Source organism: Streptomyces sp. NPDC046712 (assembly GCF_040645695.1).
Lineage (GTDB): Bacteria > Actinomycetota > Actinomycetes > Streptomycetales > Streptomycetaceae > Streptomyces.
This window is the reverse complement of sequence record NZ_JBEYYW010000004.1, coordinates 143,794-166,686: the sequence shown is the minus strand read 5'-3', so window position 1 is coordinate 166,686 and position 22,893 is coordinate 143,794. Positions and strand designations below refer to the sequence as shown.

General features: G+C 69.1%; 25 protein-coding genes. 19 read left to right on the top strand and 6 right to left on the bottom strand.

What is annotated here, in order from left to right:
• Nucleotide 1 precedes the first annotated feature (1 nt).
• From prmC to ABZ939_RS07255, 15 genes are all read left to right on the top strand, one after another.
• Nucleotides 2-847: a peptide chain release factor N(5)-glutamine methyltransferase gene (prmC, locus tag ABZ939_RS07325; RefSeq protein ID WP_361850274.1), complete on the top strand. Its 846-nt coding sequence runs from the start codon at nt 2-4 to the stop codon at nt 845-847.
• 34 nt (nt 848-881) lie between these two features.
• Nucleotides 882-1,529, top strand: a complete 648-nt coding sequence (locus ABZ939_RS07320; protein ID WP_361850272.1) for an L-threonylcarbamoyladenylate synthase — start codon at nt 882-884, stop codon at nt 1,527-1,529.
• Nucleotides 1,526-2,170 (top strand): protein-tyrosine-phosphatase, encoded by a 645-nt coding sequence (locus tag ABZ939_RS07315; protein WP_361850270.1) that lies wholly within the window; start codon nt 1,526-1,528, stop codon nt 2,168-2,170. Before ABZ939_RS07320 ends, ABZ939_RS07315 begins: the two co-directional genes overlap by 4 nt.
• Before the next feature lie 180 nt (nt 2,171-2,350).
• Nucleotides 2,351-3,598 carry a serine hydroxymethyltransferase gene (gene glyA, locus ABZ939_RS07310; protein WP_361850268.1) on the top strand — a complete coding sequence of 416 codons (1,248 nt, stop codon included), beginning with the start codon at nt 2,351-2,353 and terminating at the stop codon, nt 3,596-3,598.
• Between the two features lie 107 nt (nt 3,599-3,705).
• Nucleotides 3,706-5,037: an MraY family glycosyltransferase gene (locus ABZ939_RS07305; protein ID WP_361850266.1), complete on the top strand. Its 1,332-nt coding sequence runs from the start codon at nt 3,706-3,708 to the stop codon at nt 5,035-5,037.
• 264 nt (nt 5,038-5,301) lie between these two features.
• Nucleotides 5,302-5,718, top strand: coding sequence for a hypothetical protein (locus tag ABZ939_RS07300; RefSeq protein ID WP_361850264.1), 417 nt, complete (start codon nt 5,302-5,304; stop codon nt 5,716-5,718).
• A 225-nt stretch (nt 5,719-5,943) separates the two neighbouring features.
• Nucleotides 5,944-6,753, top strand: a complete 810-nt coding sequence (gene atpB / locus ABZ939_RS07295; protein WP_361850262.1) for a F0F1 ATP synthase subunit A — start codon at nt 5,944-5,946, stop codon at nt 6,751-6,753.
• A 94-nt stretch (nt 6,754-6,847) separates the two neighbouring features.
• On the top strand, nt 6,848-7,105 hold the full coding sequence (gene atpE, locus ABZ939_RS07290) for an ATP synthase F0 subunit C (RefSeq protein WP_158990502.1): 258 nt from the start codon (nt 6,848-6,850) through the stop codon (nt 7,103-7,105).
• Nucleotides 7,106-7,146: 41 nt separating this feature from the next.
• Nucleotides 7,147-7,692, top strand: a complete 546-nt coding sequence (locus tag ABZ939_RS07285) for a F0F1 ATP synthase subunit B (RefSeq protein WP_361850260.1) — start codon at nt 7,147-7,149, stop codon at nt 7,690-7,692.
• The gene (locus ABZ939_RS07280; RefSeq protein WP_361850258.1) at nt 7,689-8,504 is read left to right on the top strand and encodes a F0F1 ATP synthase subunit delta; all 816 of its coding nucleotides are present in this window, start codon (nt 7,689-7,691) and stop codon (nt 8,502-8,504) included. Before ABZ939_RS07285 ends, ABZ939_RS07280 begins: the two co-directional genes overlap by 4 nt.
• 136 nt (nt 8,505-8,640) lie before the next feature.
• The gene (atpA, locus tag ABZ939_RS07275) at nt 8,641-10,239 is read left to right on the top strand and encodes a F0F1 ATP synthase subunit alpha (RefSeq protein ID WP_361850256.1); all 1,599 of its coding nucleotides are present in this window, start codon (nt 8,641-8,643) and stop codon (nt 10,237-10,239) included.
• A gap of 20 nt (nt 10,240-10,259) precedes the next feature.
• Nucleotides 10,260-11,177: a F0F1 ATP synthase subunit gamma gene (locus ABZ939_RS07270; protein ID WP_361850254.1), complete on the top strand. Its 918-nt coding sequence runs from the start codon at nt 10,260-10,262 to the stop codon at nt 11,175-11,177.
• The gene (gene atpD, locus ABZ939_RS07265) at nt 11,177-12,619 is read left to right on the top strand and encodes a F0F1 ATP synthase subunit beta (RefSeq protein WP_361850252.1); all 1,443 of its coding nucleotides are present in this window, start codon (nt 11,177-11,179) and stop codon (nt 12,617-12,619) included. The genes ABZ939_RS07270 and atpD overlap by 1 nt, the downstream gene beginning before the upstream one ends.
• 111 nt (nt 12,620-12,730) lie before the next feature.
• Nucleotides 12,731-13,105, top strand: a complete 375-nt coding sequence (locus ABZ939_RS07260) for a F0F1 ATP synthase subunit epsilon (RefSeq protein WP_361850250.1) — start codon at nt 12,731-12,733, stop codon at nt 13,103-13,105.
• Between the two features lie 144 nt (nt 13,106-13,249).
• Nucleotides 13,250-13,696 (top strand): DUF2550 domain-containing protein, encoded by a 447-nt coding sequence (locus ABZ939_RS07255; protein ID WP_361850248.1) that lies wholly within the window; start codon nt 13,250-13,252, stop codon nt 13,694-13,696.
• Between the two features lie 108 nt (nt 13,697-13,804).
• Here ABZ939_RS07255 and ABZ939_RS07250 read toward each other — a convergent pair whose 3' ends face one another.
• The 3 genes from ABZ939_RS07250 to ABZ939_RS07240 all read right to left on the bottom strand — a co-directional run bounded on the left by ABZ939_RS07250 (nt 13,805) and on the right by ABZ939_RS07240 (nt 17,624).
• Entirely contained in the window at nt 13,805-15,562 is a 1,758-nt protein-coding gene (locus ABZ939_RS07250) for a glycoside hydrolase family 18 chitinase (RefSeq protein WP_361850706.1), read from the bottom strand.
• A 209-nt stretch (nt 15,563-15,771) separates the two neighbouring features.
• On the bottom strand, nt 15,772-16,422 hold the full coding sequence (locus tag ABZ939_RS07245; protein WP_361850246.1) for a response regulator transcription factor: 651 nt from the start codon (nt 16,420-16,422) through the stop codon (nt 15,772-15,774).
• Nucleotides 16,410-17,624: a histidine kinase gene (locus tag ABZ939_RS07240; RefSeq protein ID WP_361850244.1), complete on the bottom strand. Its 1,215-nt coding sequence runs from the start codon at nt 17,622-17,624 to the stop codon at nt 16,410-16,412. Before ABZ939_RS07240 ends, ABZ939_RS07245 begins: the two co-directional genes overlap by 13 nt.
• 155 nt (nt 17,625-17,779) lie before the next feature.
• Between ABZ939_RS07240 and ABZ939_RS07235 the strand changes: the two genes are divergently transcribed.
• On the top strand, nt 17,780-18,406 hold the full coding sequence (locus ABZ939_RS07235; RefSeq protein ID WP_361850242.1) for a hypothetical protein: 627 nt from the start codon (nt 17,780-17,782) through the stop codon (nt 18,404-18,406).
• Here ABZ939_RS07235 and ABZ939_RS07230 read toward each other — a convergent pair.
• From ABZ939_RS07230 to ABZ939_RS07220, 3 genes are read right to left on the bottom strand one after another with little or no spacing between them, the layout of a single operon-like run.
• A complete protein-coding gene (locus ABZ939_RS07230; RefSeq protein ID WP_361850240.1) occupies nt 18,326-18,898 on the bottom strand; it encodes a cob(I)yrinic acid a,c-diamide adenosyltransferase in 573 nt (190 codons plus the stop codon). The genes ABZ939_RS07235 and ABZ939_RS07230 overlap by 81 nt on opposite strands.
• 13 nt (nt 18,899-18,911) lie before the next feature.
• Nucleotides 18,912-19,661: an ABC transporter permease gene (locus ABZ939_RS07225; RefSeq protein WP_361850238.1), complete on the bottom strand. Its 750-nt coding sequence runs from the start codon at nt 19,659-19,661 to the stop codon at nt 18,912-18,914.
• 8 nt (nt 19,662-19,669) lie between these two features.
• The gene (locus tag ABZ939_RS07220; RefSeq protein ID WP_361850236.1) at nt 19,670-20,443 is read right to left on the bottom strand and encodes an ATP-binding cassette domain-containing protein; all 774 of its coding nucleotides are present in this window, start codon (nt 20,441-20,443) and stop codon (nt 19,670-19,672) included.
• Between the two features lie 72 nt (nt 20,444-20,515).
• Here ABZ939_RS07220 and ABZ939_RS07215 point away from each other — a divergent pair, with 72 nt between their 5' ends.
• The 3 genes from ABZ939_RS07215 to ABZ939_RS07205 all read left to right on the top strand — a co-directional run bounded on the left by ABZ939_RS07215 (nt 20,516) and on the right by ABZ939_RS07205 (nt 22,601).
• Nucleotides 20,516-21,151, top strand: coding sequence for a TetR/AcrR family transcriptional regulator (locus ABZ939_RS07215; RefSeq protein WP_361850234.1), 636 nt, complete (start codon nt 20,516-20,518; stop codon nt 21,149-21,151).
• Nucleotides 21,152-21,301: 150 nt separating this feature from the next.
• Nucleotides 21,302-22,150 carry a 3-hydroxyacyl-CoA dehydrogenase family protein gene (locus tag ABZ939_RS07210; RefSeq protein ID WP_361850232.1) on the top strand — a complete coding sequence of 283 codons (849 nt, stop codon included), beginning with the start codon at nt 21,302-21,304 and terminating at the stop codon, nt 22,148-22,150.
• 127 nt (nt 22,151-22,277) lie between these two features.
• Nucleotides 22,278-22,601 carry an STAS domain-containing protein gene (locus ABZ939_RS07205; RefSeq protein ID WP_024761898.1) on the top strand — a complete coding sequence of 108 codons (324 nt, stop codon included), beginning with the start codon at nt 22,278-22,280 and terminating at the stop codon, nt 22,599-22,601.
• Nucleotides 22,602-22,893 lie beyond the last annotated feature (292 nt).

Here is a 22,893-nt window from a genome sequence, read left to right as displayed (position 1 = left end):
CGTGAACCTGCTGCTTGCCGAGGTGGCCCAGGCCACCCAGCGGCTGGCCGACGCCGGCGTTCCCTCACCGCGTTTCGACGCGGAGGAGCTCGCCGCGTTCGTGCACGGCGTCAAGCGGGGGGAGCTGCACAACGTCAAGGACGCGGACTTCGACGCCCGCTACTGGGAGGCGGTCGCCCGCCGGGAGGCGCGCGAGCCGCTCCAGCACATCACCGGCCGCGCGTTCTTCCGCTACCTGGAGCTCCAGGTCGGCCCGGGCGTCTTCGTGCCGCGCCCGGAGACCGAGTCGGTCGTCGGCTGGGCCATAGACGCCGTACGGGCCATGGACGTGGTCGAGCCGCTGATCGTCGACCTGTGCACCGGCTCGGGCGCGATCGCGCTCGCCATGGCGCAGGAGGTGCCGCGTTCACGGGTGCATGCGGTGGAGCTCTCCGACGACGCGCTGGTGTGGACCCGTAAGAACGCCGAGGGCTCGCGGGTCACCGTCCACCAGGGCGACGCGCTGCGCGCGCTGCCGGAGCTCGACGGCCAGGTCGACCTGGTCATCTCCAACCCGCCGTACATCCCGTTGACCGAATGGGAGTACGTCGCGCCCGAGGCACGGGACCACGACCCGGAGATGGCGCTGTTCTCCGGCGAGGACGGCCTCGACACGATCCGGGGGATCGAGCGCACCGCGCACCGGCTGCTGCGCCCGGGGGGCCTCGTCGTGATCGAACACGCGGACACCCAGGGCGGCCAGGTGCCGTGGATCTTCAACGAGGAGGCCGGCTGGGCGGACGCTGCCGACCACCCGGACCTGAACAACCGCCCGCGCTTCGCGACCGCCCGCAAGGCGACACCATGACCACGCACGACGCGTACGAGGAGGACCGGGACTGATGGCTCGGCGATACGACTGCAACGAGGCGACGGACCGTGTGACCGGTCTGCGCGAGGCCGCGTCCGCCGTTCGTCGTGGCGAGCTGGTCGTGCTGCCCACCGACACCGTGTACGGGATCGGCGCGGACGCCTTCAGCTCGGAGGCGGTCGCGGACCTGCTGGACGCCAAGGGCCGGGGCCGCAACATGCCCACGCCCGTCCTCATCGGCTCCCCGAACACGCTGCACGGGCTCGTCACGGACTTCTCCGAGCAGGCGTGGGAGCTCGTCGACGCGTTCTGGCCGGGCGCGCTGACGCTGGTCGCCAAGCACCAGCCGTCGCTGCAGTGGGACCTGGGGGACACCCGGGGCACGGTGGCGATCCGGATGCCGCTGCACCCCGTCGCCATCGAACTGCTCACCGAGGTCGGCCCGATGGCCGTCTCCTCGGCGAACCTCACGGGCCACCCGTCGCCGGAGGACTGCGACGCCGCGCAGGGCATGCTCGGCGACTCCGTCTCGGTGTACCTCGACGGTGGCCCGACCCCCGGGATCGTCCCGTCGTCGATCGTGGACGTCACGGGCAAGGTGCCGGTCCTGCTGCGTCAGGGCGCGCTGTCCGTGGAGGAACTCCGGAAGGTCGTACCCGACCTCGAGGTGGCCAATTGACCGCCCCTGAGGGGCGTGGCATAGCGGGGTACGACAGCAGTTCCTTCCGCATTCTCCACGTCAGCACCGGCAACGTCTGCCGCTCGCCGATCACCGAGCGGCTGACCCGGCATGCCCTGAGCTCCCGCCTCGGCGACCCTCGGGGCGGCGGCCTGATCGTGGAGAGCGCGGGCACCTGGGGCCATGAGGGCGCCCCGATGGAGGCCAACGCGGAGCTGGTCCTCGCCGACTTCGGCGCGGACTACAGCGGCTTCGTGGGCCGCGAGCTCCTCGACGAGCACGTCATCCGCGCGGACCTCGTCCTGACGGCGACCCGCGACCACCGGGCGCAGGTCATCTCGATGGGCCACTCCGCGGGCCTGCGCACCTTCACCCTGAAGGAGTTCACCCGTCTCGTCCGCGCCATAGATCCCGCGACGCTGCCGGACCCCCTGGGCGACGGCATGGTCGAACGCGCACGTGCACTGGTCCGCGCGGCGGCGGCTCTACGCGGGTGGCTCCTGGCCCCGAGCGCGGAGGCGGACGAGGTGAACGACCCGTACGGTGCGCCGATCACCTTCTTCCGCTCGATCGGCGAGGAGATCAACACGGCGCTGGATCCCGTGGTGACGGCGCTGACGGGGGTCCCCGCGCGGCGCTGACGGCCGCCCCGCGAGGTGCTGACGGGTTCCCGCGCGGCGCTGACGGTCGCCCCGCACGACGCCGACGGGGTCCCGCGAGGCGCCAGGGCCAAACGGCCCAGGAACCGGGTGAACAGCGGGCAAACCCGTGCCGACGCGCCTACATTGGAGCTGAAGCCCAGCCCACGCCTGGAGCCACAGATGCCGGTCACCGCTCCCCCCGAAGAGGATCTCGACGTCCTGCGCCGGCAGGACCCGGAGATCGCCGACGTGCTGCTCGGGGAGGTGCGCCGGCAGGCCGACAGCCTGCAGCTGATCGCCGCCGAGAACTTCACCTCGCCCGCCGTCCTCGCCGCACTCGGCTCCCCGCTCGCCAACAAGTACGCCGAGGGCTATCCCGGTGCCCGTCATCACGGCGGCTGCGAGTTCGCCGACGCCGCCGAGCGGATCGCCGTGGACCGGGTCACCGCCCTCTTCGGCGCCGAGCACGCCAACGTGCAGTCCCACTCCGGTTCCTCCGCCGTCCTGGCCGCCTACGCGGCCCTTCTGCGGCCCGGGGACACCGTCCTTGCCATGGGCCTCGAACACGGCGGCCATCTCACCCACGGCTCACCCGCCAACTTCTCCGGGCGCTGGTTCGACTTCGTGCCCTACGGCGTCGACGCCGAGACCGGGCTCGTCGACTACGAGCAGGTCGCCGCCCTCGCCCGGCACCACCGCCCCAAGGCGATCGTCTGCGGCTCCATCTCCTACCCCCGCCACCTCGACTACGCGCTCTTCCGCGAGATCGCCGACGAGGCCGGCGCCTATCTGATCGCCGACGCCGCCCACCCCATCGGCCTCGTCGCCGGGGGAGCGGCGCCCAACCCCGTCCCGTACGCCGATGTGGTCTGTGCCACCACCCACAAGGTGCTCCGTGGTCCCCGCGGCGGGATGATCCTCTGCGGCGCCGAGCTCGCCGGCCGCGTCGACCGGGCCGTCTTCCCGTTCACCCAGGGCGGCGCCCAGATGCACACCATCGCGGCCAAGGCCGTCGCCTTCCGCGAGGCGTCGACCCCCGCCTTCACCACGTACGCCCATCAGGTGGTCGCGCACGCCCGCGTCCTCGCCGAGGCGCTCGCCGCCGAGGGCTTCGCCGTCACCACCGGCGGCACCGACACCCACCTGATCACCGCGGACCCCGCCCCCCTGGGCGTGGACGGCCGCACCGCCCGTATGCGGCTCGCCGCCGCCGGGATCGTCCTCGACACCTGTGCGCTTCCGTACGGGGACGGGCGCGGCATCCGGCTCGGCACGGCCGCCGTCACCACCCAGGGGATGGGCGCCGCGGAGATGGCCAGGATTGCGGCGTTGTTCACGATCGCGCTACGGGACGACGCCGAGGAGACGGCGCGCGTACGCGCCGAAGTACGCGAACTCGCCGGGCGATTTCCCCCGTATGGCCGGTGATGGACGGCGGAGCGCAACCATCCTGGCGGGACGTATGTCCTCAAGCACATGGACAGCACGGCTAGGGTGTGGGGCTGAGATGGCCAGCGATTCCTGTGGGGCAGCCCGTGCGTGATTACCTGCTGACGCTCTGTGTCACGGCCGCGGTGACCTATCTGCTGACCGGTCCGGTGCGGAAGTTCGCCATCGCGACCGGGGCGATGCCGGAGATCCGTGCCCGCGACGTACACCGAGAACCGACTCCGCGGCTCGGTGGCATCGCCATGTTCTTCGGCCTGTGCGCCGGACTGCTGGTCGCCGACCACCTCCAGAACCTCAACAGCGTCTTCGAGCTCTCCAACGAGCCCCGCGCGCTGCTGTCCGGAGCCGCGCTGATCTGGCTGATCGGCGTCCTCGACGACAAGTTCGAGCTGGACGCCCTGATCAAGCTGGGCGCGCAGATGATCTCCGCCGGTGTGATGGTGATCCAGGGTCTGACGATCCTGTGGCTCCCGATCCCCGGCGTCGGCACGGTCGCCCTCACCCGGGGCCAGGGCACGCTCCTCACGGTCGCCCTGGTGGTCCTCACCATCAACGCGGTGAACTTCGTGGACGGCCTCGACGGCCTGGCCGCCGGCATGGTCTGCATCGCCGCCGCGGCCTTCTTCCTGTACGCCTACCGCCTCTGGTACGGCTACACGATCGAGGCCGCCGCACCCGCGACGCTCTTCGCCGCGATCCTCATGGGCATGTGCCTGGGCTTCCTGCCGCACAACATGCATCCGGCCCGGATCTTCATGGGCGACTCCGGCTCGATGCTGATCGGTCTGATCCTGGCCGCCTCGGCGATCTCGATCACCGGCCAGGTCGACCCGGACGTGCTGAAGCTCTTCGAGGGCTCGACCCGTGAGGCCACCCACGCGGCCCTGCCGGTCTTCATCCCGCTCGTCCTGCCGCTGACGATCATCGCGATCCCGATGGCGGACCTGATCCTGGCGATCGTGCGCCGCACCTGGAACGGTCAGTCGCCGTTCGCGGCCGACCGCGGCCATCTGCACCACCGGCTATTGGAGATCGGGCACTCGCACAGCCGGGCCGTCCTGATCATGTACTTCTGGTCGGCGCTGATCGCCTTCGGGACGCTCGCGTACTCGGTGCACTCGACGTCCATGTGGATCGTGCTCACGGTGGTGTTCCTCAGCGCGATCGGTCTGGTGCTGCTCCTGCTGCCGCGCTTCGCCCCGCGCGCCCCGCGATGGGCGGAGTCCTTCGTTCCGCCCCGCTACCGGCGGCGCAGGACCGTGGCCACGGAAGCCGCGGACGCCACGGTTCCGGTCTCCGTGTCCGTGGAGGAGCCGATGGACGAGCGCATCCCGGTTCCGGCCGGAGTCAACGGGTCCACCGCCATCGGTCACCGCTCGCGCTTCACCGACCGGCGGAAGGCCGGAACGCCGAGTTGACGAAAGCCCCATTAGGGGCCAATAGCAGACAAGCCCACCGCGTGTCGCGCACACACGCGCGCAGTAACTCTCATGTGTGACAGTCGGCACACTTCACGGGTAAAGAACTACTCAAATAGTTTGTGATACCGTTCACGAGACCCGGCGACAGAGCCGAAAGACCGTAGTGCGACGGTCTCTTGGCCCCGAGACACACCTCGGACCGGGCTTACGCTCGTCCCTGACGACACCATCGCCCCCACCAGCAACAGCGGAGACACCGCCATGCCGTCCAACGACGCACGCATCCTTCTGTCAGCTGCCATTCCCGCTGCAGCCACCGGCGCCATCGCCGCGGTCATCAGCGGCGTGGTCGCCGGCGGCAAGGGCGCAATCGGCGCCGTCATCGGCTGCGCCGTCGTCCTCGCGTTCATGGGGATCGGGCTCGTGGTGCTCCAGCGGACGGCCAAGTCGTACCCGCACCTGTTCCAGGCGATGGGTCTCCTGCTCTACACCACCCAGCTGCTGCTTCTCTTCGTGCTGATGCTGTTGCTGAAGAACACGACGTTCTTCGACTTCAAGGCCTTCGCCTTCACCCTGCTCGCGTCGACCCTCGTCTGGATCGCCGCGCAGGCGCGCGCTTACATGAAGGCCAAGATCATGTACATCGACGACCCCAAGAAGCCGGGGTCGTCGAAGTGAGGGGTAGGGCCGGGATAAAGGCGCTTTCGGCTTCCTGCTATCGTCCGGTGCCAACTGCGGCACTGCGGGCGCGGGCATCCGAGCTGACGCCTGTCCCAGCGCGAGGCACGATGCCGAACCGCCGCCCCCTTATCCGTAAGACCAGTCCAGTGCCGACCCGCGGCTGCGTGCCGCGCCGACACAACGAGGTTGCCGTACCTATGCGCCACGCTGAAGGAGCCCGCGGTGAGTGCTGACCAGACGCTTGCCTTCGACCCGGATTGCCACATCTTCAGTGGATGCGGCTTCCCGGCGCCGGGCCTGCACACGTTCATGTACGAGCCCATCACCACGGTGGGGGGCATCGACATCACCAAGCCGATGCTGCTCGCCCTGCTGGGCTCCATCGTGGTCGTCGGGTTCTTCTGGGCTGCCTTCAACAAGCCCAAGCTGATCCCCGGCAAGATGCAGATGGTCGGCGAGGCCGGTTACGACTTCGTCCGCCGCGGCATCGTCTACGAGATCATCGGCAAGAAGGACGGCGAGAAGTACGTCCCCTTCATGGTGTCGCTGTTCTTCTTCGTCTGGATCATGAACCTCTGGTCGATCATTCCGCTCGCCCAGTTCCCGGTCACCTCGCTGATCGCCTTCCCGGCCGGTCTCGCGCTGATCGTGTACGTGCTCTGGATCTCGCTGACCTTCAAGAAGCACGGCTTCGTCGGCGGCTGGAAGAACATCGTCGGTTACGACAAGTCCCTCGGCGCGATCCTCCCGATGGTCGTCGTCCTCGAGTTCTTCTCGAACCTGATCATCCGGCCCTTCACGCACGCGGTCCGACTGTTCGCGAACATGTTCGCCGGTCACCTGCTGATCGTGATGTTCTCGCTGGCCACCTGGTACCTCATGAACGGCCTGGGCTTCGTCTACGCCGGCGCCTCGTTCGTGATGGTCCTCGTGATGACGGCCTTCGAGCTCTTCATCCAGGCCGTCCAGGCGTACGTCTTCGTCCTCCTGGCCTGCAGCTACGTCCAGGGCGCGCTCGCCGAGCACCACTGAGCGACTCCCGCCCGGGATTCAGCTACACCCCCAATCCAACAGTCGTCCGGTGGCCAACCCCCACCGGGTCATTGAAAGAGAAGGAAGTAACGGCATGTCCGCTGCTCTCGACATGGTCAACCTCGCGGCCTCCGCCAAGGAGAACGTCGTCGGCAACGTCGCCTCGATCGGCTACGGCCTCGCCGCGATCGGCCCCGGCGTCGGCGTCGGCATCATCTTCGGTAACGGTACGCAGGCCCTCGCCCGCCAGCCCGAGGCCGCTGGTCTGATCCGCACCAACCAGATCATGGGCTTCGCCTTCTGTGAGGCGCTCGCCCTCATCGGCATCGTCATGGGCTTCGTCTACCAGTAAATCGGACCGACAGCCCAAACCTTTTTACGGAAGGCACTGATGTGAACGCTCTGCTTCTTGCGCAGGCGGAGGAGCCCCAGCCTCCTCTGATCCCGCATCTTGACGAGCTCGTCATCGGCCTGATCGCCTTCGTCATCGTCTTCGGCTTCCTCGCCAAGAAGCTCCTCCCGAACATCAACAAGGTTCTGGAAGAGCGTCGGCAGGCCATCGAGGGTGGCATCGAGAAGGCCGAGTCGGCCCAGATCGAGGCCCAGAGTGTGCTGGAGCAGTACAAGGCCCAGCTCGCCGAGGCCCGCCATGAGGCCGCGCGTCTTCGCCAGGAGGCGACGGAGCAGGGCACCGCGATCATCCAGGAGATGAAGGCGGAAGGCCAGCGCCAGCGCGAGGAGATCATCGCGGCCGGCCACACGCAGATCGAGGCCGACCGCAAGGCCGCGGCGACCTCGCTGCGCCAGGACGTGGGCAAGCTCGCCACCGACCTGGCCGGCAAGCTGGTCGGCGAGTCCCTCGAGGACCACGCCCGCCAGAGCCGCACGATCGACCGCTTCCTCGATGAGCTCGAGGAGAAGGCCGAGGCCGTCCGATGAACGGAGCGAGCCGTGAAGCACTGGCCGCCGGCCGTGAGTCCCTCGACGCGCTGACCGACAACACCTCGGTCGACGCCGCGAAGCTCGCGGGCGAGCTGGCCGCAGTCACCGCGCTGCTCGACCGCGAGGTGTCGCTGCGTCGGGTCCTGACCGACCCGGCGCAGGCGGGCGAGGCCAAGGCCGAGCTCGCCGGGCGACTGCTCAGCGGTCAGGTGGGCGGGGAGACCGTCGACCTGGTGTCCGGCATGGTGCGTTCCCGCTGGTCCCAGTCGCGTGACCTGGTCGACTCGGTCGAGGAGCTGGCGAACACCGCCGACCTCACCGCGGCGCAGCGGGTCGGCGCGCTGGACGACGTCGAGGACGAGCTGTTCCGGTTCGGCCGGATCGTCTCCTCCAGCACCGAGCTTCGCTCGGCGCTGACGGACAAGGCCGCCACGGTCTCCGCCAAGAGCGAGCTGCTGCGCAGCCTGCTCGGCGGCAAGGCCAACGCGGTCACCGAGCGCCTGATCGTCCGTCTCGTGACGCAGCCCCGGGGACGTAGCCTGGAAGCGGGACTCGAGTCCCTCTCCAAGCTCGCGGCGGCGCGCCGGGACCGGATGGTCGCGGTCGTCACCACGGCGGTGCCGCTGACCGATCAGCAGAAGCAGCGCCTCGGTGCCGTCCTGGCCAAGCTGTACGGCCGCCAGATGCACCTGAACCTGGACGTGGACCCGGCGGTCCTCGGCGGGATCTCCGTGCAGGTCGGCGACGAGGTCATCAACGGGACCATCGCGGAGCGCCTCGACGAGGCGACCCGGCGACTGGCCGGCTGACGGCAGCAGCCACCAACTGAACACAGCATCACCAGCGGCCCGGTTGGGCCGTGCAGAGATTGCAGAAGATTCCTGGGGGTCGGCCCCCAGACCCCCTAAGAAACTTCGGGCCCAACAAGGAGAGCAGGGAACCCAGATGGCGGAGCTCACGATCCGGCCGGAGGAGATCCGGGACGCGCTGGAGAACTTTGTCCAGTCGTACCAGCCGGACGCGGCCTCGCGCGAGGAGGTCGGAACGGTCAGCCTGGCCGGCGACGGCATCGCCAAGGTTGAGGGTCTTCCCTCGGCCATGGCGAACGAGCTGCTGAAGTTCGAGGACGGCACCCTCGGTCTCGCCCTCAACCTCGAGGAGCGCGAGATCGGTGCGATCGTCCTCGGCGAGTTCAGCGGTATCGAGGAGGGCCAGCCGGTGCAGCGCACCGGTGAGGTTCTCTCCGTAGGTGTCGGCGAGGGCTACCTCGGCCGCGTTGTCGACCCGCTCGGCAACCCGATCGACGGCCTCGGCGAGATCGCGACCGAGGGCCGCCGCGCCCTCGAGCTGCAGGCGCCCGGCGTCATGCAGCGCAAGTCGGTCCACGAGCCGATGGAGACCGGCTACAAGGCCGTCGACGCCATGACCCCGGTCGGCCGTGGCCAGCGTCAGCTGATCATCGGCGACCGCCAGACCGGCAAGACCGCTCTGTGCGTCGACACGATCATCAACCAGCGCGACAACTGGCGCTCGGGCGACGTGAACAAGCAGGTCCGCTGCATCTACGTCGCCATCGGCCAGAAGGGCTCGACCATCGCGTCCGTGCGCGGCGCCCTGGAAGAGGCCGGTGCGCTCGAGTACACGACGATCGTCGCCGCCCCGGCGTCCGACCCGGCCGGCTTCAAGTACCTGGCGCCGTACACCGGCTCCGCCATCGGCCAGCACTGGATGTACCAGGGCAAGCACGTCCTGATCGTCTTCGACGACCTGTCGAAGCAGGCCGACGCCTACCGCGCCGTGTCGCTGCTGCTGCGCCGCCCGCCGGGCCGTGAGGCCTACCCGGGTGACGTCTTCTACCTGCACTCGCGTCTGCTCGAGCGCTGCGCGAAGCTGTCGGACGAGATGGGCGCGGGCTCGATGACCGGTCTGCCGATCGTCGAGACCAAGGCCAACGACGTCTCGGCGTTCATCCCGACCAACGTCATCTCCATCACCGACGGCCAGTGCTTCCTGGAGTCCGACCTGTTCAACGCCGGCCAGCGTCCGGCCCTGAACGTCGGTATCTCGGTCTCCCGTGTCGGTGGCTCCGCCCAGCACAAGGCGATGAAGCAGATCTCCGGTCGCCTCCGTGTCGACCTGGCCCAGTTCCGTGAGCTGGAGGCGTTCGCCGCCTTCGGTTCCGACCTGGACGCCGCGTCGAAGGCGCAGCTGGAGCGTGGTCAGCGCATGGTCGAGCTGCTCAAGCAGGCTCAGTACCAGCCGATGCCCACGGAGAACCAGGTCGTCTCGGTCTGGGCCGGCACCACCGGCAAGATGGACGACGTCCCGGTGGCCGACATCCGCCGCTTCGAGGCCGAGATGCTGGCGTACCTGCGCCAGAGCCACTCCGGTCTCATGAGCTCCATCCGTGAGGGCGGCAAGATGTCTGACGACACCCTGCAGTCCGTGGCCGACGCCATCGCGGAGTTCAAGAAGCAGTTCGAGACCTCTGACGGGAAGCTGCTGGGCGACGACGCTTCCGCTGCCGTCAACGTCTCGAAGTGACGACGGAAGGGACCTGACTCATGGGAGCGCAGCTCCGGGTCTACAAGCGTCGCATCAAATCCGTCACCGCGACGAAGAAGATCACCAAGGCGATGGAGATGATCGCCGCCTCGCGCGTCGTCAAGGCGCAGCGCAAGGTGCAGGCGTCGACCCCGTACGCCACCGAGCTGACCCGCGCGGTCACCGCGGTGGCCACGGGTGCGAGCGACAAGCACGCGCTGACCACCGAGGTGGAGAACCCGACCCGTGCCGCGGTCCTGCTCCTCTCGAGCGACCGCGGTCTGGCCGGCGCCTTCAACTCCAACGCCATCAAGGCGGCGGAAGCGCTGACGAAGAAGCTGGAGAGCGAGGGGCGCGAGGTCGACATCTACGTCGTCGGCCGTCGTGGCATCGCGCACTACAACTTCCGTGAGCGCAAGCTGGCCGACTCGTGGACCGGTTTCACGGACCAGCCGGAGTACGGGGACGCCAAGAAGATCGCGGCTCCGCTGATCGAGGCGATCGAGAAGGACACGGCCGAGGGCGGCGTGGATGAGCTCCACATCGTCTACACCGAGTTCGTCTCGATGATGACGCAGACGGCGGTCGAGGCCCGGCTGCTGCCCCTCAGCCTCGACGAGGTGGCGAAGGAGGCGGGCGAGCAGGACACGCTCCGTCCGCTGTACGACTTCGAGCCGTCGGCGGAGGACGTCCTCGACGCCCTGCTGCCGCGCTACGTCGAGAGCCGGATCTACAACGCGCTGCTCCAGTCGGCTGCCTCCAAGCACGCCGCCACGCGCCGTGCGATGAAGTCGGCGACCGACAACGCGGGAGACTTGATCAACAACCTCTCCCGACTTGCCAACGCGGCCCGCCAGGCCGAAATCACCCAGGAAATCAGCGAGATCGTCGGTGGCACCGCAGCCCTGGCCGACGCGACCGCGGGGAGTGACAAGTAATGACGACCACTGTTGAGACGGCCGCCGCCACGGGCCGCGTCGCCCGGGTCATCGGCCCGGTCGTCGACGTGGAGTTCCCCGTCGACGCGATGCCGGAGATCTACAACGCGCTGAACGTCGAGGTTCCGGACCCGGCCGAGGAGGGCGCGACCAAGACGCTGACCCTCGAGGTCGCCCAGCACCTCGGTGACGGCATCGTCCGCACCATCTCCATGCAGCCCACCGACGGTCTGGTCCGCCAGGCTCCCGTCGTGGACACCGGCGCCGGCATCACGGTGCCGGTCGGCGATGTCACCAAGGGCCGCGTGTTCAACACGCTCGGTCAGGTGCTGAACGACGACGCCTCCACCGTCGCGGACGCCCCGCGCTGGACGATCCACCGCAAGGCCCCTGCCTTCGACCAGCTCGAGTCCAAGACCGAGATGTTCGAGACCGGCCTGAAGGTCGTCGACCTTCTCACCCCGTACGTCAAGGGTGGAAAGATCGGTCTGTTCGGTGGCGCCGGTGTCGGCAAGACCGTTCTGATCCAGGAAATGATCGTCCGTGTGGCCAAGCTGCACGACGGTGTGTCGGTCTTCGCGGGCGTCGGCGAGCGCACCCGTGAGGGCAACGACCTCATGGTGGAGATGGAGGAGGCCGGCGTTCTGGACAAGACCGCGCTGGTCTTCGGCCAGATGGACGAGCCCCCGGGCACCCGTCTGCGCGTGGCCCTCGCCGGTCTGACCATGGCGGAGTACTTCCGCGATGTGCAGAAGCAGGACGTGCTGTTCTTCATCGACAACATCTTCCGCTTCACGCAGGCCGGCTCCGAGGTCTCGACCCTGCTCGGCCGTATGCCCTCCGCGGTGGGTTACCAGCCGAACCTGGCCGACGAGATGGGTCTCCTCCAGGAGCGCATCACCTCGACCCGTGGTCACTCGATCACCTCGATGCAGGCGATCTACGTCCCCGCGGACGACCTGACCGACCCGGCTCCGGCCACCACCTTCGCCCACCTCGACGCGACGACGGTTCTCTCCCGTCCGATCTCCGAGAAGGGCATCTACCCGGCCGTGGACCCGCTGGACTCCACGTCCCGGATCCTGGACCCGCGCTACATCGCGCAGGACCACTACGACGCCGCCACGCGCGTCAAGGGAATCCTGCAGAAGTACAAGGACCTCCAGGACATCATCGCGATTCTCGGTATCGACGAGCTGAGCGAGGAGGACAAGCTCGTTGTCCACCGCGCCCGCCGTGTCGAGCGCTTCCTGTCCCAGAACACCCACGCGGCGAAGCAGTTCACCGGTGTGGACGGTTCGGACGTTCCGCTCGACGAGTCGATCGCCGCGTTCAACGCGATCTGCGACGGTGAGTACGACCACTTCCCCGAGCAGGCGTTCTTCATGTGTGGTGGCCTCGAGGACCTCAAGGCCAACGCCAAGGAGCTCGGCGTCTCCTGAGCCCCGTGCTCTCGTGAGGGGGGCGGGTCCGTCCCGCCCCCCTCGTCACGCCCATTAGAATTGACCCCAACACCCGGCACGACCGCCGGGTGGTGACCCGAGGAGCCACCCTTGGCTGCTGAGCTGCACGTCGAGCTGGTCGCCGCGGACCGGAGTGTCTGGTCCGGCGAGGCCACCCTGGTCATCGCGCGTACCACCTCCGGCGACATCGGCGTCATGCCCGGCCACCAGCCGCTGCTCGGTGTGCTGGAGTCGGGCCCGGTGACCATCCGTACCAGCGAGGGCAACACTGTCGTCGCCGCTGTGCACGGTGGATTCATCTCGTTCGCCGACGACAAGCTGTCTCTGCTCGCGGAGATCGCCGAGCTGGCGGACGAGATCGACGCCCAGCGCGCCGAGCGTGCGCTGGAGCGCGCCAAGTCGGAATCGGACGCCGCCGCCGAGCGTCGCGCCGATGTCCGGTTGCGTGCGGTAGCGGTCCGCTAGCGGACCGCGCCGAGAGTTGTGCCCTCAGCCGCGGCACGGCTGGAATTTTCCAGACCGTGTCGCGGCTGAGGCGATGCATATGCAGGTCGTATTCGGTTACGCCGGCGGAGCCGGTCACGGGACGCAGCGAGGAGGTCGGTGAAGATGTTCCTCGCTCTGCTCGTGTGCGGCCTGGTCGTCGCACTGGTGGTGATCGGGCTCTTCGTCTTCGGCTTGCGCCGTCGCCTGATCCAGCGTGCCGGCGGCACCTTCGACTGTTCGCTGCGCTGGAACGTCCCCGAGGAGCCGGACCTCTCCGGCAAGGGCTGGGTGTACGGCGTGGCCCGCTACAGCGGTGACCAGGTCTCCTGGTTCCGGGTCTTCTCCTACGCGCCCCGCCCGCGCCGTGTCCTGGAACGTTCGGCGATCGAGGTCCTGGAGCGCCGGATGCCCGAGGGCGAGGAGGAGCTCGCGCTGCTCTCCGACGCCGTGATCCAGGGCTGTATGCACCGGGGGACCCGCCTGGAGCTGGCGATGAGCGAGGACGCTCTCACCGGCTTCCTCGCCTGGCTCGAGGCGGCGCCGCCTGGCCAGCGGGTGAATGTGGCCTGATTGGCACCTCCCCCTGGACGAAGTCTGGGGGAGGGTGAATGTGGCCTGATACGGACGTACGACGGCGGGGACGGTGTGCTGCACCGTCCCCGCCGCGTTTTTTCCGGGCTAGTTCAGCCCGCTGTTGATGGCACCGACGAGCTCGCCGTTGCCGGTGTCACCGCTGAACTCCCAGAAGAACGCGCCGCCCAGGCCCTGGTTCTTCGCCCAGCCCATCTTGGACGTGACCGTGGCCGGGGTGTCGTAGCTCCACCAGTTGCTGCCGCAGTGCGCGTAGGCCGTACCGGCCACCGTGCCGTTGGCCGGGCAGGAGTTCTTCAGGACCTTGTAGTCCTCGATGCCCTGCTCGTACGTGCCGGCCGCCGGGCCCGTCGCGCTGCCGCCCGGGGCGGACTGGGTGACGCCGGTCCAGCCGCGGCCGTAGAAGCCGATGCCGAGCAGCAGCTTGTTCGCCGGGACGCCCTTCGCCTTGAACTTGGCGATCGCCTCGGCTGAGTTGAAGCCCGCCTGCGGGATGCCGGCGTAGGAGGTGAGCGGGGAGTGCGGTGCCGTCGGGCCCTGCGCCGCCCAGGCGCCGAAGAAGTCGTACGTCATCACGTTGAACCAGTTCATGTACGGCGCGGCGCCCGCGTAGTCGGCGGCGTCGATCTTGCCGCCGGCGGAGGCGTCGGCCGTGACGGCCGCCGTGACCAGGGCGCTGCCGCCGAACTTGGCACGCATGGCCTGCATCATGTTCTTGAACGCGGCCGGGCCGCTGGTGTCGCAGGACAGACCGCAGGCGTTCGGGTACTCCCAGTCCAGGTCGATGCCGTCGAAGACGTCGGCCCAGCGCGGGTCCTCCACCAGGTCGTAGCAGGACTGTGCGAAGGCGGTCGGGTTCTGTACGGCCTGGCCGAAGCCGCCGGACCAGGTCCAGCCGCCGAAGGACCACAGCACCTTGATGTTCGGGTACGCCTTCTTCAGCTTCCGCAGCTGGTTGAAGTTGCCGCGCAACGGCTGGTCCCAGGTGTCGGCGACGCCGTCGACGGACTGGTCGGCGGTGTAGGCCTTGTCGTAGTCGGCGTAGGCGTCGCCGATCGTGCACCTGCCGCCGGTGACGTTGCCGAAGGCGTAGTTGATGTGCGTGATCTTGGACGCGGAGCCGGACGTCACGATGTTCTTGACGTGGTAGTTGCGGCCGTAGACGCCCCAGTTGGTGAAGTAGCCCATCTTGACCGTGGAGCCGGGGTTGGTTCCGCCGCCGCCGGTGGTGCGGACGCTCGCGGCGCCGCTCGCCGGGCCGGTCTGGTCGATGGTGTCGCGGGCGACGACCGTGTAGCTGTAGTCGGTGCCGGCGGTCAGACCGGTGTTGGTGTACGTGAGTCCGGTGACCGTGGCGATCGTGGTGCCGTTGCGCTTGACGTCGTAGTTCTTGATGCCCTTGTCGTCCGTGGCGGCGGTCCAGGTCAGCTTGACCGAGGTGTTGGTGATGTCGGAGGCGACGGGGGTGCCGGGCGCGGAGGGTGGGTTGTCGCCGGGCTGGGTGGAGCCGTCGCAGGAACCGCCGTTGATCTTGCAGCCGCTCGGGGCGCCGGAGCCGGTGCCGTTGAAGCCGAAGGAGACGGTGGCGCCGGGGGCGAGGGTGCCGTTCCAGCCGACGTTCTTGGCGGTCCAGTGGGTGCCGGAGCTGGTGACGGTGGCGTCCCAGGCCGAGGTGACGGCGGTTCCGGAGGGGAAGTCCCACTCGACGGTCCAGGAGGAGAGCGTGGTGGTGCCGGTGTTCTTCACCGTCCACTTGCCCTCGAAGCCGGAGCCCCAGTCGGAGACCTTGGTGTACGTGGCGGTGGCCGCCGTGGCGGCTTCGGCGGGTGCTGCGAGGCCGACCATGGCGGCCAGGGGCAGGATCAGGGCGGTCAGACCGGCGGCGGCCCGGTGTCTGAACCCTGTTCTGCGCGTCGGTGCTTGAGTGCTCAACGGTGCTCCTCAAGTTGCGGACGGACAAGGTGGGGGTGGTCCGTGAACATGCGCGCGCCCCGCGAGCGTAGGAAGGTCTGGACCAATCGTCAAGAGGTCCAGACCAACGTCGGAGTGGGCTCTCAGACACCCAACTCCTGTGCGAGCACGGCCGCTTGGACCCTGCTGCGCAGCGTCAGCTTCCCCAGCACCTTGCTGACATGGGTCTTCACCGTCGCCTCCGCCATGTCCAGGCGTACCGCGATCTCGGCGTTCGACAGCCCCTTCCCCAGCGCGGACAGCACCTCGCGCTCCCGCGGGGTCAGCGCGTCCAGTACGGAAGGGTCCGCCGCGCCCGGCGCACGCACCGGAGTGCGGGGCGCCGCGAACTCGGCGATCAGCCGCCGGGTCACCGCGGGGGCGATCAGGCCCTCGCCGCGCGCCACCGTCCGTACCGCCTCGATGAGGTCCTTCGCGTCGGTGTTCTTCAGCAGGAAGCCCGCCGCCCCGGCCCGCAGCGCCCCGAAGACGTACTCGTCCAGATCGAAGGTCGTCAGGACGAGCACATCGGCCAGGCCCTCGGAGACCACCAGACGGGTCGCCGTCACCCCGTCCATCCGCGGCATCTGCACATCCATCAGCACCAGGTCCGGGCGCAGTTCGCGGGCCAGCTCCACCGCGCGCTCACCGTCCGGGGCCTCCGCGACCACCTCGATGTCGGGGGCACTGCCGAGGATGAGAACCAGCCCCGCCCGCACCGCGCTCTGATCCTCGGCCACGATCACCCGAACCATGCCTGCGGCTCCTTGTCGTTCGTATCGACGGGCAGGACAGCCCGTACCCGCCACACCTTGCCCCCGTCGTCGGCCGGCACGGGACCGGCCTCGAACTCCCCGTCCAGGAGCGCCACCCGCTCGCGCATCCCGACCAGACCCGCCCCGGAGCCGGGCGCGCGTGGCCCCGGCTGCCCGCCGAACGGACTGGACACCCCGACCGTGAGGGCGCCGTCCGGGCGGCGGCCCAGCTCCACCCGCACCTCGCCGGGCGCCGCGTGCTTGAGTGCGTTGGTCAGCGACTCCTGCACGATCCGGTACGCGGCGAGCTCGACCGGGGTCGGCAGTGAGCCGGTGTCCCGGGGACGGCCGTCGTCCAGAGTGAACGTCAGGGCGCTCGGCTCCCCGTTCGTCCGGGCCTGGGCGAGCAGCGCCTCCAGGCCGTCCAGGGTGGGCGCGGCCGCCGGTTCGACATCACCGGTGCTGTCCCGCAGCAGCCCGATCAGCCGCCGCATCTCGGCCAGTCCCTCGACGCTGTTCTCCCGGATCACGGTCAGCGCCTGCCGGGTCGTCCCCGGATCGTCGATCGACAGCGCGGCCGTGGAGTGGATCGCGATGGCGGAGAGGTGGTTGGCGACCATGTCGTGCAGCTCGCGGGCCATCCGGGCACGCTCGGCCACGACCGCCTGGGTGCGGTCCATCTCGGCGAGCAGCGCGGTCTGCTCCGCGCGCAGCCGCGCGGCGTCGGCCGCCTGCCGGTGGTTGCGGACGACCGCCCCGGTGACGGCGGGGAGGAACGACACCATGCCCGTGATCAGGCCGATCAGCAGGGCGACCGCGTTCTGCCACCAGACGAGGAAGCCGATCGTCACGCCGATGGTGATCAGTCCGGTCGTGTACGGGATGCGCCGGGCGGAGGCGGGTGACCCGTAGACCACGGCCGCGTAGACCACGTCTGTGAACATCAACGCGGTGACGAGGCTGCCGTAGGTGAACTGATCCGCCACGAGCGCGAGCGTGGCGACGGCCAGGGCGGTCTGCGGCATGGTGCGCCGCAGGGCCTCCATCGAGGCCATGACGACGAGCGGGATCAGCGTCACCCACCGCGCCGTGATCAGGCGGTCGGCCTGGGTGTGCAGACCGAAGGACCACATCAGCAGGCCGATGGCGAGACCACCGGCGGCGATGAGCAGATCGTCGCGGTGCGGTCGGGGGAGTGTCACGTGTCCATCCAACACGGTGCCCGGGGCCCGGGCCTCGCCGTCCGGGCCGATCCGTGCCTCCGTCGAAGGATGTAGCCGCAGTTCGTCACCGGAGACGACGAGAAGCCCCGATCGGGACGGGACGCTGAGAGGGACGTACGAAAGGGAGTACCGCCGTGATCGTCACCCTCATCGTGATCTGCGAAGTCGGCTTCTGGGTCCTGCTGGCCGCCGGCCTCACCGCCCGCTACCTGTTCAGGATGAAACGCACGGGCATGGCGCTGCTCCTGTGCGAACCGCTCCTCGAGGTCCTGCTGCTCGTCGTCACCGCGATCGACCTCAAGAACGGCGCCGCGCCGGACTGGAAGCACGGTCTGGCGGCGCTCTACATCGGCTACACCGTCGGCCACGGTCACCGGACCGTGAAGTGGCTCGACGGCCACGCCGCCCACCGGCTCGCCGGCGCCCCGCGCCCGGCCAAGCCCCCGCAGTACGGCATGGCCCGCGCCCGCTACGAGGGCCGGCTCTGGCTGGGCACGCTGATCGGCGGCGCCGTCGCGACCGTTCTGCTGCTTGGCGCGATGTGGTACGTCGGCGACGACGGCGACACGTCCTCGCTGCGGGCCTGGATGTCCGGGGCCTGGCGGGCGGTCGGCATCCACGGCCTGATCGCGCTCAGCTATGCGATCTGGCCGAGGAAGGCCCCGGCGGGGGAGCCGGAGTCAGCGGTCTCCGCCCGGGACCCAGAGCACGTCCCCGACCTCCTTGTTGGCCGTCCGCGCAAGGATGAAGAGCAGGTCTGAGAGGCGGTTGAGGTAGGTCGCGGTGAGGGGGTTCATCGTCTCGCCGTGGACCTCCAGCGCCGCCCAGGTGGAGCGCTCCGCGCGCCGGACCACCGTGCACGCCTGGTGCAGCAGGGCCGCACCGGGCGTGCCGCCCGGCAGGATGAAGGAGCGCAGCTTGTCCAGCTGCTCCAGGAAGCGGTCGCAGTCCGCCTCCAGCTTGTCGACGTAACTCTGCTCGACCCGCAGCGGCGGGTACTTCGGGTCCTCGACCACCGGGGTGGAGAGGTCCGCGCCCACGTCGAACAGGTCGTTCTGGACGCGGACGAGGACCTTCACGACCTCCTCGTCGAGCTGCCCGAGGGCGATGGCCGTGCCGATGACGGCATTGGCCTCGTTGGCGTCGGCGTACGCCGAGATCCGCAGATCGGTCTTGGCGGTCCGGCTCATGTCGCCCAGCGCGGTGGTGCCCTGGTCGCCGGTACGGGTGTAGATGCGCGTCAGATTGACCATGACCCCAGCGTAGTTACGCTCCGGCCCTCCGGAACGTCCGTGTGCCGACCGTCACGGCGAGCGCCGTGAGCGCGACGGCCACCACGACGCCGTACAGCATGGTCGTCGTCGCGTACCGCCCGACGTACGCGTCCCGTACCGCGTCCACCAGATAGCGGAACGGCATGAAGTGCGAGAGCACGTTCAGCCAGCCGGGGGCGAGCGCCATCGGCAGCATCAGGCCGGACAGCAGCATCGAGGGCATCGCGAGCGCGTTGATGGCGGGCCCGAACTCCTGGGGCGTACGGACCTTCATCGCCAGGACGTACGAGAGCGAGGCCAGCGCGAAGGTCAGCAGGGCGACGAAGACGAAACCGATCAGGATCCCCGCGACCGGCGCCCGCAGCCCCATCACCAGGGCGGCGAGGACCAGCAGCACGGCCTGGAAGACGAAGAGCGAGGCATCGCGCAGCACGCGGCCGAGGAGCAGTGCGAGCCGGCTGACCGGGGTGACGCGCATCCGCTCCACCACCCCCCAGTTCTTCTCCATGATGAGCGAGAAGCCGGCGAACGAGGCGCCGAAGAGTCCGAGTTGGAGCAGCAGTCCGGGGACGAGGATCTGCCAGGAGTCGCCTTCGCGGCCGAGCGGCAGACCGGTGAGCAGCGGTCCGAAGAAGAGCAGGTACATCAGCGGCATCAGCACGCCGAAGAAGATCTGGAACTTCGAGCGCAGGGTCTGGCGGGCGTAGCGCCCGAAGACGAGCGCGGTGTCGTGGAGAAGCAAGGCGAGTCCTATACGGCGACGGGAGTGAGGTCGACGGGGGCGGGGCCGCGCCCGGTGATGGCGAGGAAGGCGTCCTGGAGGGTGGTGACGCCGTGCTCCGCCTTGAGGGCGGCCGGGCTGCCCTCGGCGACGACGACGCCCTTGTCCACGATCACCAGCCGGTCCGCGAGGGCGTCGGCCTCGTCGAGGTAGTGGGTGGTGAGCACCACGGTGGTGCCGTGCTCGTCGCGCAGCCGGCGCACCAGTGCCCACAGGTCGGCCCGGCTGCCCGGGTCGAGCCCGGTCGTCGGCTCGTCGAGGAAGAGCACCTCGGGCCGGTGGGCGAGGCCCATCGCGAGGTCGAGGCGGCGCCGCTGGCCGCCGGAGAGCGCGGCGGTGGAGCGGTCGAGGAGTTCGGTGAGGTCGAGCTCGCGGGCCAGCTCCTCGGCGCGCGCCACGGCGTCGGCCTTGGACAGCCGGTAGAGCCGTCCCTGGGTGACGAGTTCGGAGCGCACGGTCTCCTGCGGGTCGACCCCGCCGGACTGGGCGACGTACCCGATCCGCCGCCGTACGGCAGCGGGGGCGGCGAGCAGGTCGTGGCCCGCGACGGTGGCCGCGCCGCCGGTGGGCGGCAGCAGCGTGGTGAGCATGCGCAGGGTGGTGGTCTTGCCTGCGCCGTTGGGTCCGAGGAGGCCGAGGATCTCGCCCGGCCGCACGGTGAGGTCGATGCCGCGCACCGCCTCCACGGGGCCGTTCTTGGTCTGGAAGGTCCGGGAGAGCCCGGCCGTACTGATGATGGGCATGGTGACCACAAAAACAGAGTCTCTGAAATTTTGCAACGCCTACAAAAATTCAGAGGCACCTAGAATGAGGCCATGGCTGAGGGGCTCAGGGAACGCAAGAAGCGGCAGACGAAGCAGCGGATCTCGGACATCGCGACCGGACTCTTCCTGGAACACGGCTTCGTGACCGTGACCATCGCGGAGATCGCGGAGGCCGCGGACGTCTCCGTCAACACGGTCTACAACTACTTCCCGGCCAAGGAGGACCTCTTCCTCGACCGGATGGAGGGCGTCACCCTCCGCCTGTCACGGATGATCCGCGGCCGCGACCACGGGGAGTCCGCCGCCCATGCCGTGCTGCGCGAGATGCGCCAGCAGATCGGCGCCGTCTCGCCCGCGTACGGACTCATGGACGGCTTCGACGCCTTCATGAACGTCATCGAGCACGCCCCCACCCTCAAGGCCCGGCTCTTCTACCTCCAGCAGGAGGTCCACGACGCGGTCGTCGCCACCCTGCGCGAGGAGACCGGCGCGGCCGAGGACGATCCGCTGCCGCTGCTCGTCGGCGGACAGATCGCCTGGATCGAGAACACCGCCGTCGGCTACATCACCCGCGAGATGACCGCCGGCCGCAAGGCCACCACCGTCTCCCGCGAGACCCTCGTCCTCCTCGACGAGATCGAGGAGCTCCTGAGCGAGCGGGTGCTGACCTACGCGGTGCGGGGCTAGGTCCTGGGTACCCCCCGCGGACCTGTCGTGAGTGTGACGTCCGTCAAACCGGGCGTGACGCGCATTACTTAGCGGTCACATGCGGCCTCACTCCCGCTAATCTCCGCCGGAGAGTCAGAGAAGTGAACAGGCGTTAAGGGGTGGAAGACCGTGGCCAGGAAGCTCGCCGTCATCGGAGCCGGACTCATGGGGTCCGGAATCGCGCAGGTCTCGGCCCAGGCGGGATGGGACGTCGTACTCCGTGACGTCACCGACGCCGCGCTGACCCGCGGCACCGACGGCATCAAGGCGTCGTACGACCGCTTCGTGGCCAAGGGCAAGCTCGACGCCGCCGACGCCGAGGCCGCCCTCGGCCGCATCACCGCCACCACCGAGCTCGAAGCCGTCGCCGACGCCGACATCGTCGTCGAGGCCGTCTTCGAGAAGCTGGAGGTGAAGCACGAGATCTTCCGCGCCCTCGACAAGACGGTCAAGGACGGGGCCGTTCTCGCCTCCAACACCTCCGCCATCCCGATCACCAAGATCGCCGCGGTGACGGAGCGTCCGGAGGCCGTCGTCGGCACCCACTTCTTCTCGCCGGTCCCGATGATGCAGCTCTGCGAGCTCGTCCGGGGCTACAAGACGAGCGACGCCACCCTCGCCACCGCGCGGGAGTTCGCCGAGTCCGTCGGCAAGACCTGCATCGTCGTCAACCGCGACGTCGCCGGCTTCGTCACCACCCGCCTCATCACGGCGCTCGTCGTCGAGGCCGCCAAGCTCTACGAGTCGGGCGTGGCGACCGCCGAGGACATCGACATCGCCTGCAAGCTGGGCTTCGGCCACGCCATGGGGCCGCTCGCCACCGCCGATCTGACGGGCGTCGACATCCTCGTGAACGCCACCAGCAACATCTACACCGAGACCCAGGACGAGAAGTTCGCGCCGCCGGAGCTGATGCGCCGGATGGTGGACGCGGGTGACATCGGCCGCAAGAGCGGGCAGGGCTTCTACAAGCACTGAGTTCCGAAACCCGTATGGGTCATCACCCCACCGGGTGAATTCGGTATCAGTTCGCTTACAAGGCGCAACGCTTCTGCGCCGACGGCAGTCAGTTGTTGCAAAGACGGAGCACTCCCGGGGAGCGCATATGCACATCAGGGGCGACCACGTCGAGCTGGTCGTCGGGGGCCGCCTCGACGTCCGCAGCGCGGCGGACGCCCGTACGGTCCTGCACTCGGCCGTCGACGACGGAGTCGGCGACCTCGTGCTCGACCTGACCGGTCTCGACTCCTGGGACGCCACCGGGCTCGGGGTCATCATGGGCGCACACCGACGGGCCGGCCGCTGCGGCCGCCGGCTCGTGCTGCGCGGGGTTCCGCCGCAGATGCAGCGCCTGCTCGTGGCGACCAGGCTGCACCGCATCCTCGCCATCGAGGGCGGTCTCGCGGCGGAGTCCCTGCCGCGCGTCTGACCTCGCGTCCGACGCTCGCATCCGGTGGCGGGGCTCGGCGGACCACGGCGTGAATCGGCGCCGTACCGCCTGTGAAGCTGCTGTGCGAAACCGGCGTCCCGGTCCAATCCTTAGCGGACCGTGACGTCTTGGGCGGGGTGGCACCCCGCCTGTTCCCGGATACTGGAAGAAGGTCTAGGGTTCGGTCGCCTGCCCATTGACGGACCCACCCGGCGGGCACCGGACCAGAAGCGACAGCGAGCGTGCAGATCGGCCGGAGGGGCTTCCGCACGCACCGCTTTTGGGGGGCTTT

Excerpts from the sequence above, each read along its gene's own strand:
- ABZ939_RS07245 (WP_361850246.1), bottom strand. The coding sequence starts at position 16,422 with ATGGTTCGGGTGATCGTGGCCGAGGATCAGAGCGCGGTGCGGGCGGGG.
- ABZ939_RS07270 (WP_361850254.1), top strand. The coding sequence starts at position 10,260 with ATGGGAGCGCAGCTCCGGGTCTACAAGCGTCGCATCAAATCCGTCACC.
- ABZ939_RS07220 (WP_361850236.1), bottom strand. The coding sequence starts at position 20,443 with ATGCCCATCATCAGTACGGCCGGGCTCTCCCGGACCTTCCAGACCAAG.
- glyA (WP_361850268.1), top strand. The coding sequence starts at position 2,351 with ATGCCGGTCACCGCTCCCCCCGAAGAGGATCTCGACGTCCTGCGCCGG.
- ABZ939_RS07300 (WP_361850264.1), top strand. The coding sequence starts at position 5,302 with ATGCCGTCCAACGACGCACGCATCCTTCTGTCAGCTGCCATTCCCGCT.
- ABZ939_RS07205 (WP_024761898.1), top strand. The coding sequence starts at position 22,278 with ATGCACATCAGGGGCGACCACGTCGAGCTGGTCGTCGGGGGCCGCCTC.
- ABZ939_RS07215 (WP_361850234.1), top strand. The coding sequence starts at position 20,516 with ATGGCTGAGGGGCTCAGGGAACGCAAGAAGCGGCAGACGAAGCAGCGG.
- atpA (WP_361850256.1), top strand. The coding sequence starts at position 8,641 with ATGGCGGAGCTCACGATCCGGCCGGAGGAGATCCGGGACGCGCTGGAG.
- atpD (WP_361850252.1), top strand. The coding sequence starts at position 11,177 with ATGACGACCACTGTTGAGACGGCCGCCGCCACGGGCCGCGTCGCCCGG.
- ABZ939_RS07320 (WP_361850272.1), top strand. The coding sequence starts at position 882 with ATGGCTCGGCGATACGACTGCAACGAGGCGACGGACCGTGTGACCGGT.
- ABZ939_RS07280 (WP_361850258.1), top strand. The coding sequence starts at position 7,689 with ATGAACGGAGCGAGCCGTGAAGCACTGGCCGCCGGCCGTGAGTCCCTC.
- ABZ939_RS07255 (WP_361850248.1), top strand. The coding sequence starts at position 13,250 with ATGTTCCTCGCTCTGCTCGTGTGCGGCCTGGTCGTCGCACTGGTGGTG.
- ABZ939_RS07250 (WP_361850706.1), bottom strand. The coding sequence starts at position 15,562 with ATGGTCGGCCTCGCAGCACCCGCCGAAGCCGCCACGGCGGCCACCGCC.
- atpE (WP_158990502.1), top strand. The coding sequence starts at position 6,848 with ATGTCCGCTGCTCTCGACATGGTCAACCTCGCGGCCTCCGCCAAGGAG.
- ABZ939_RS07230 (WP_361850240.1), bottom strand. The coding sequence starts at position 18,898 with ATGGTCAATCTGACGCGCATCTACACCCGTACCGGCGACCAGGGCACC.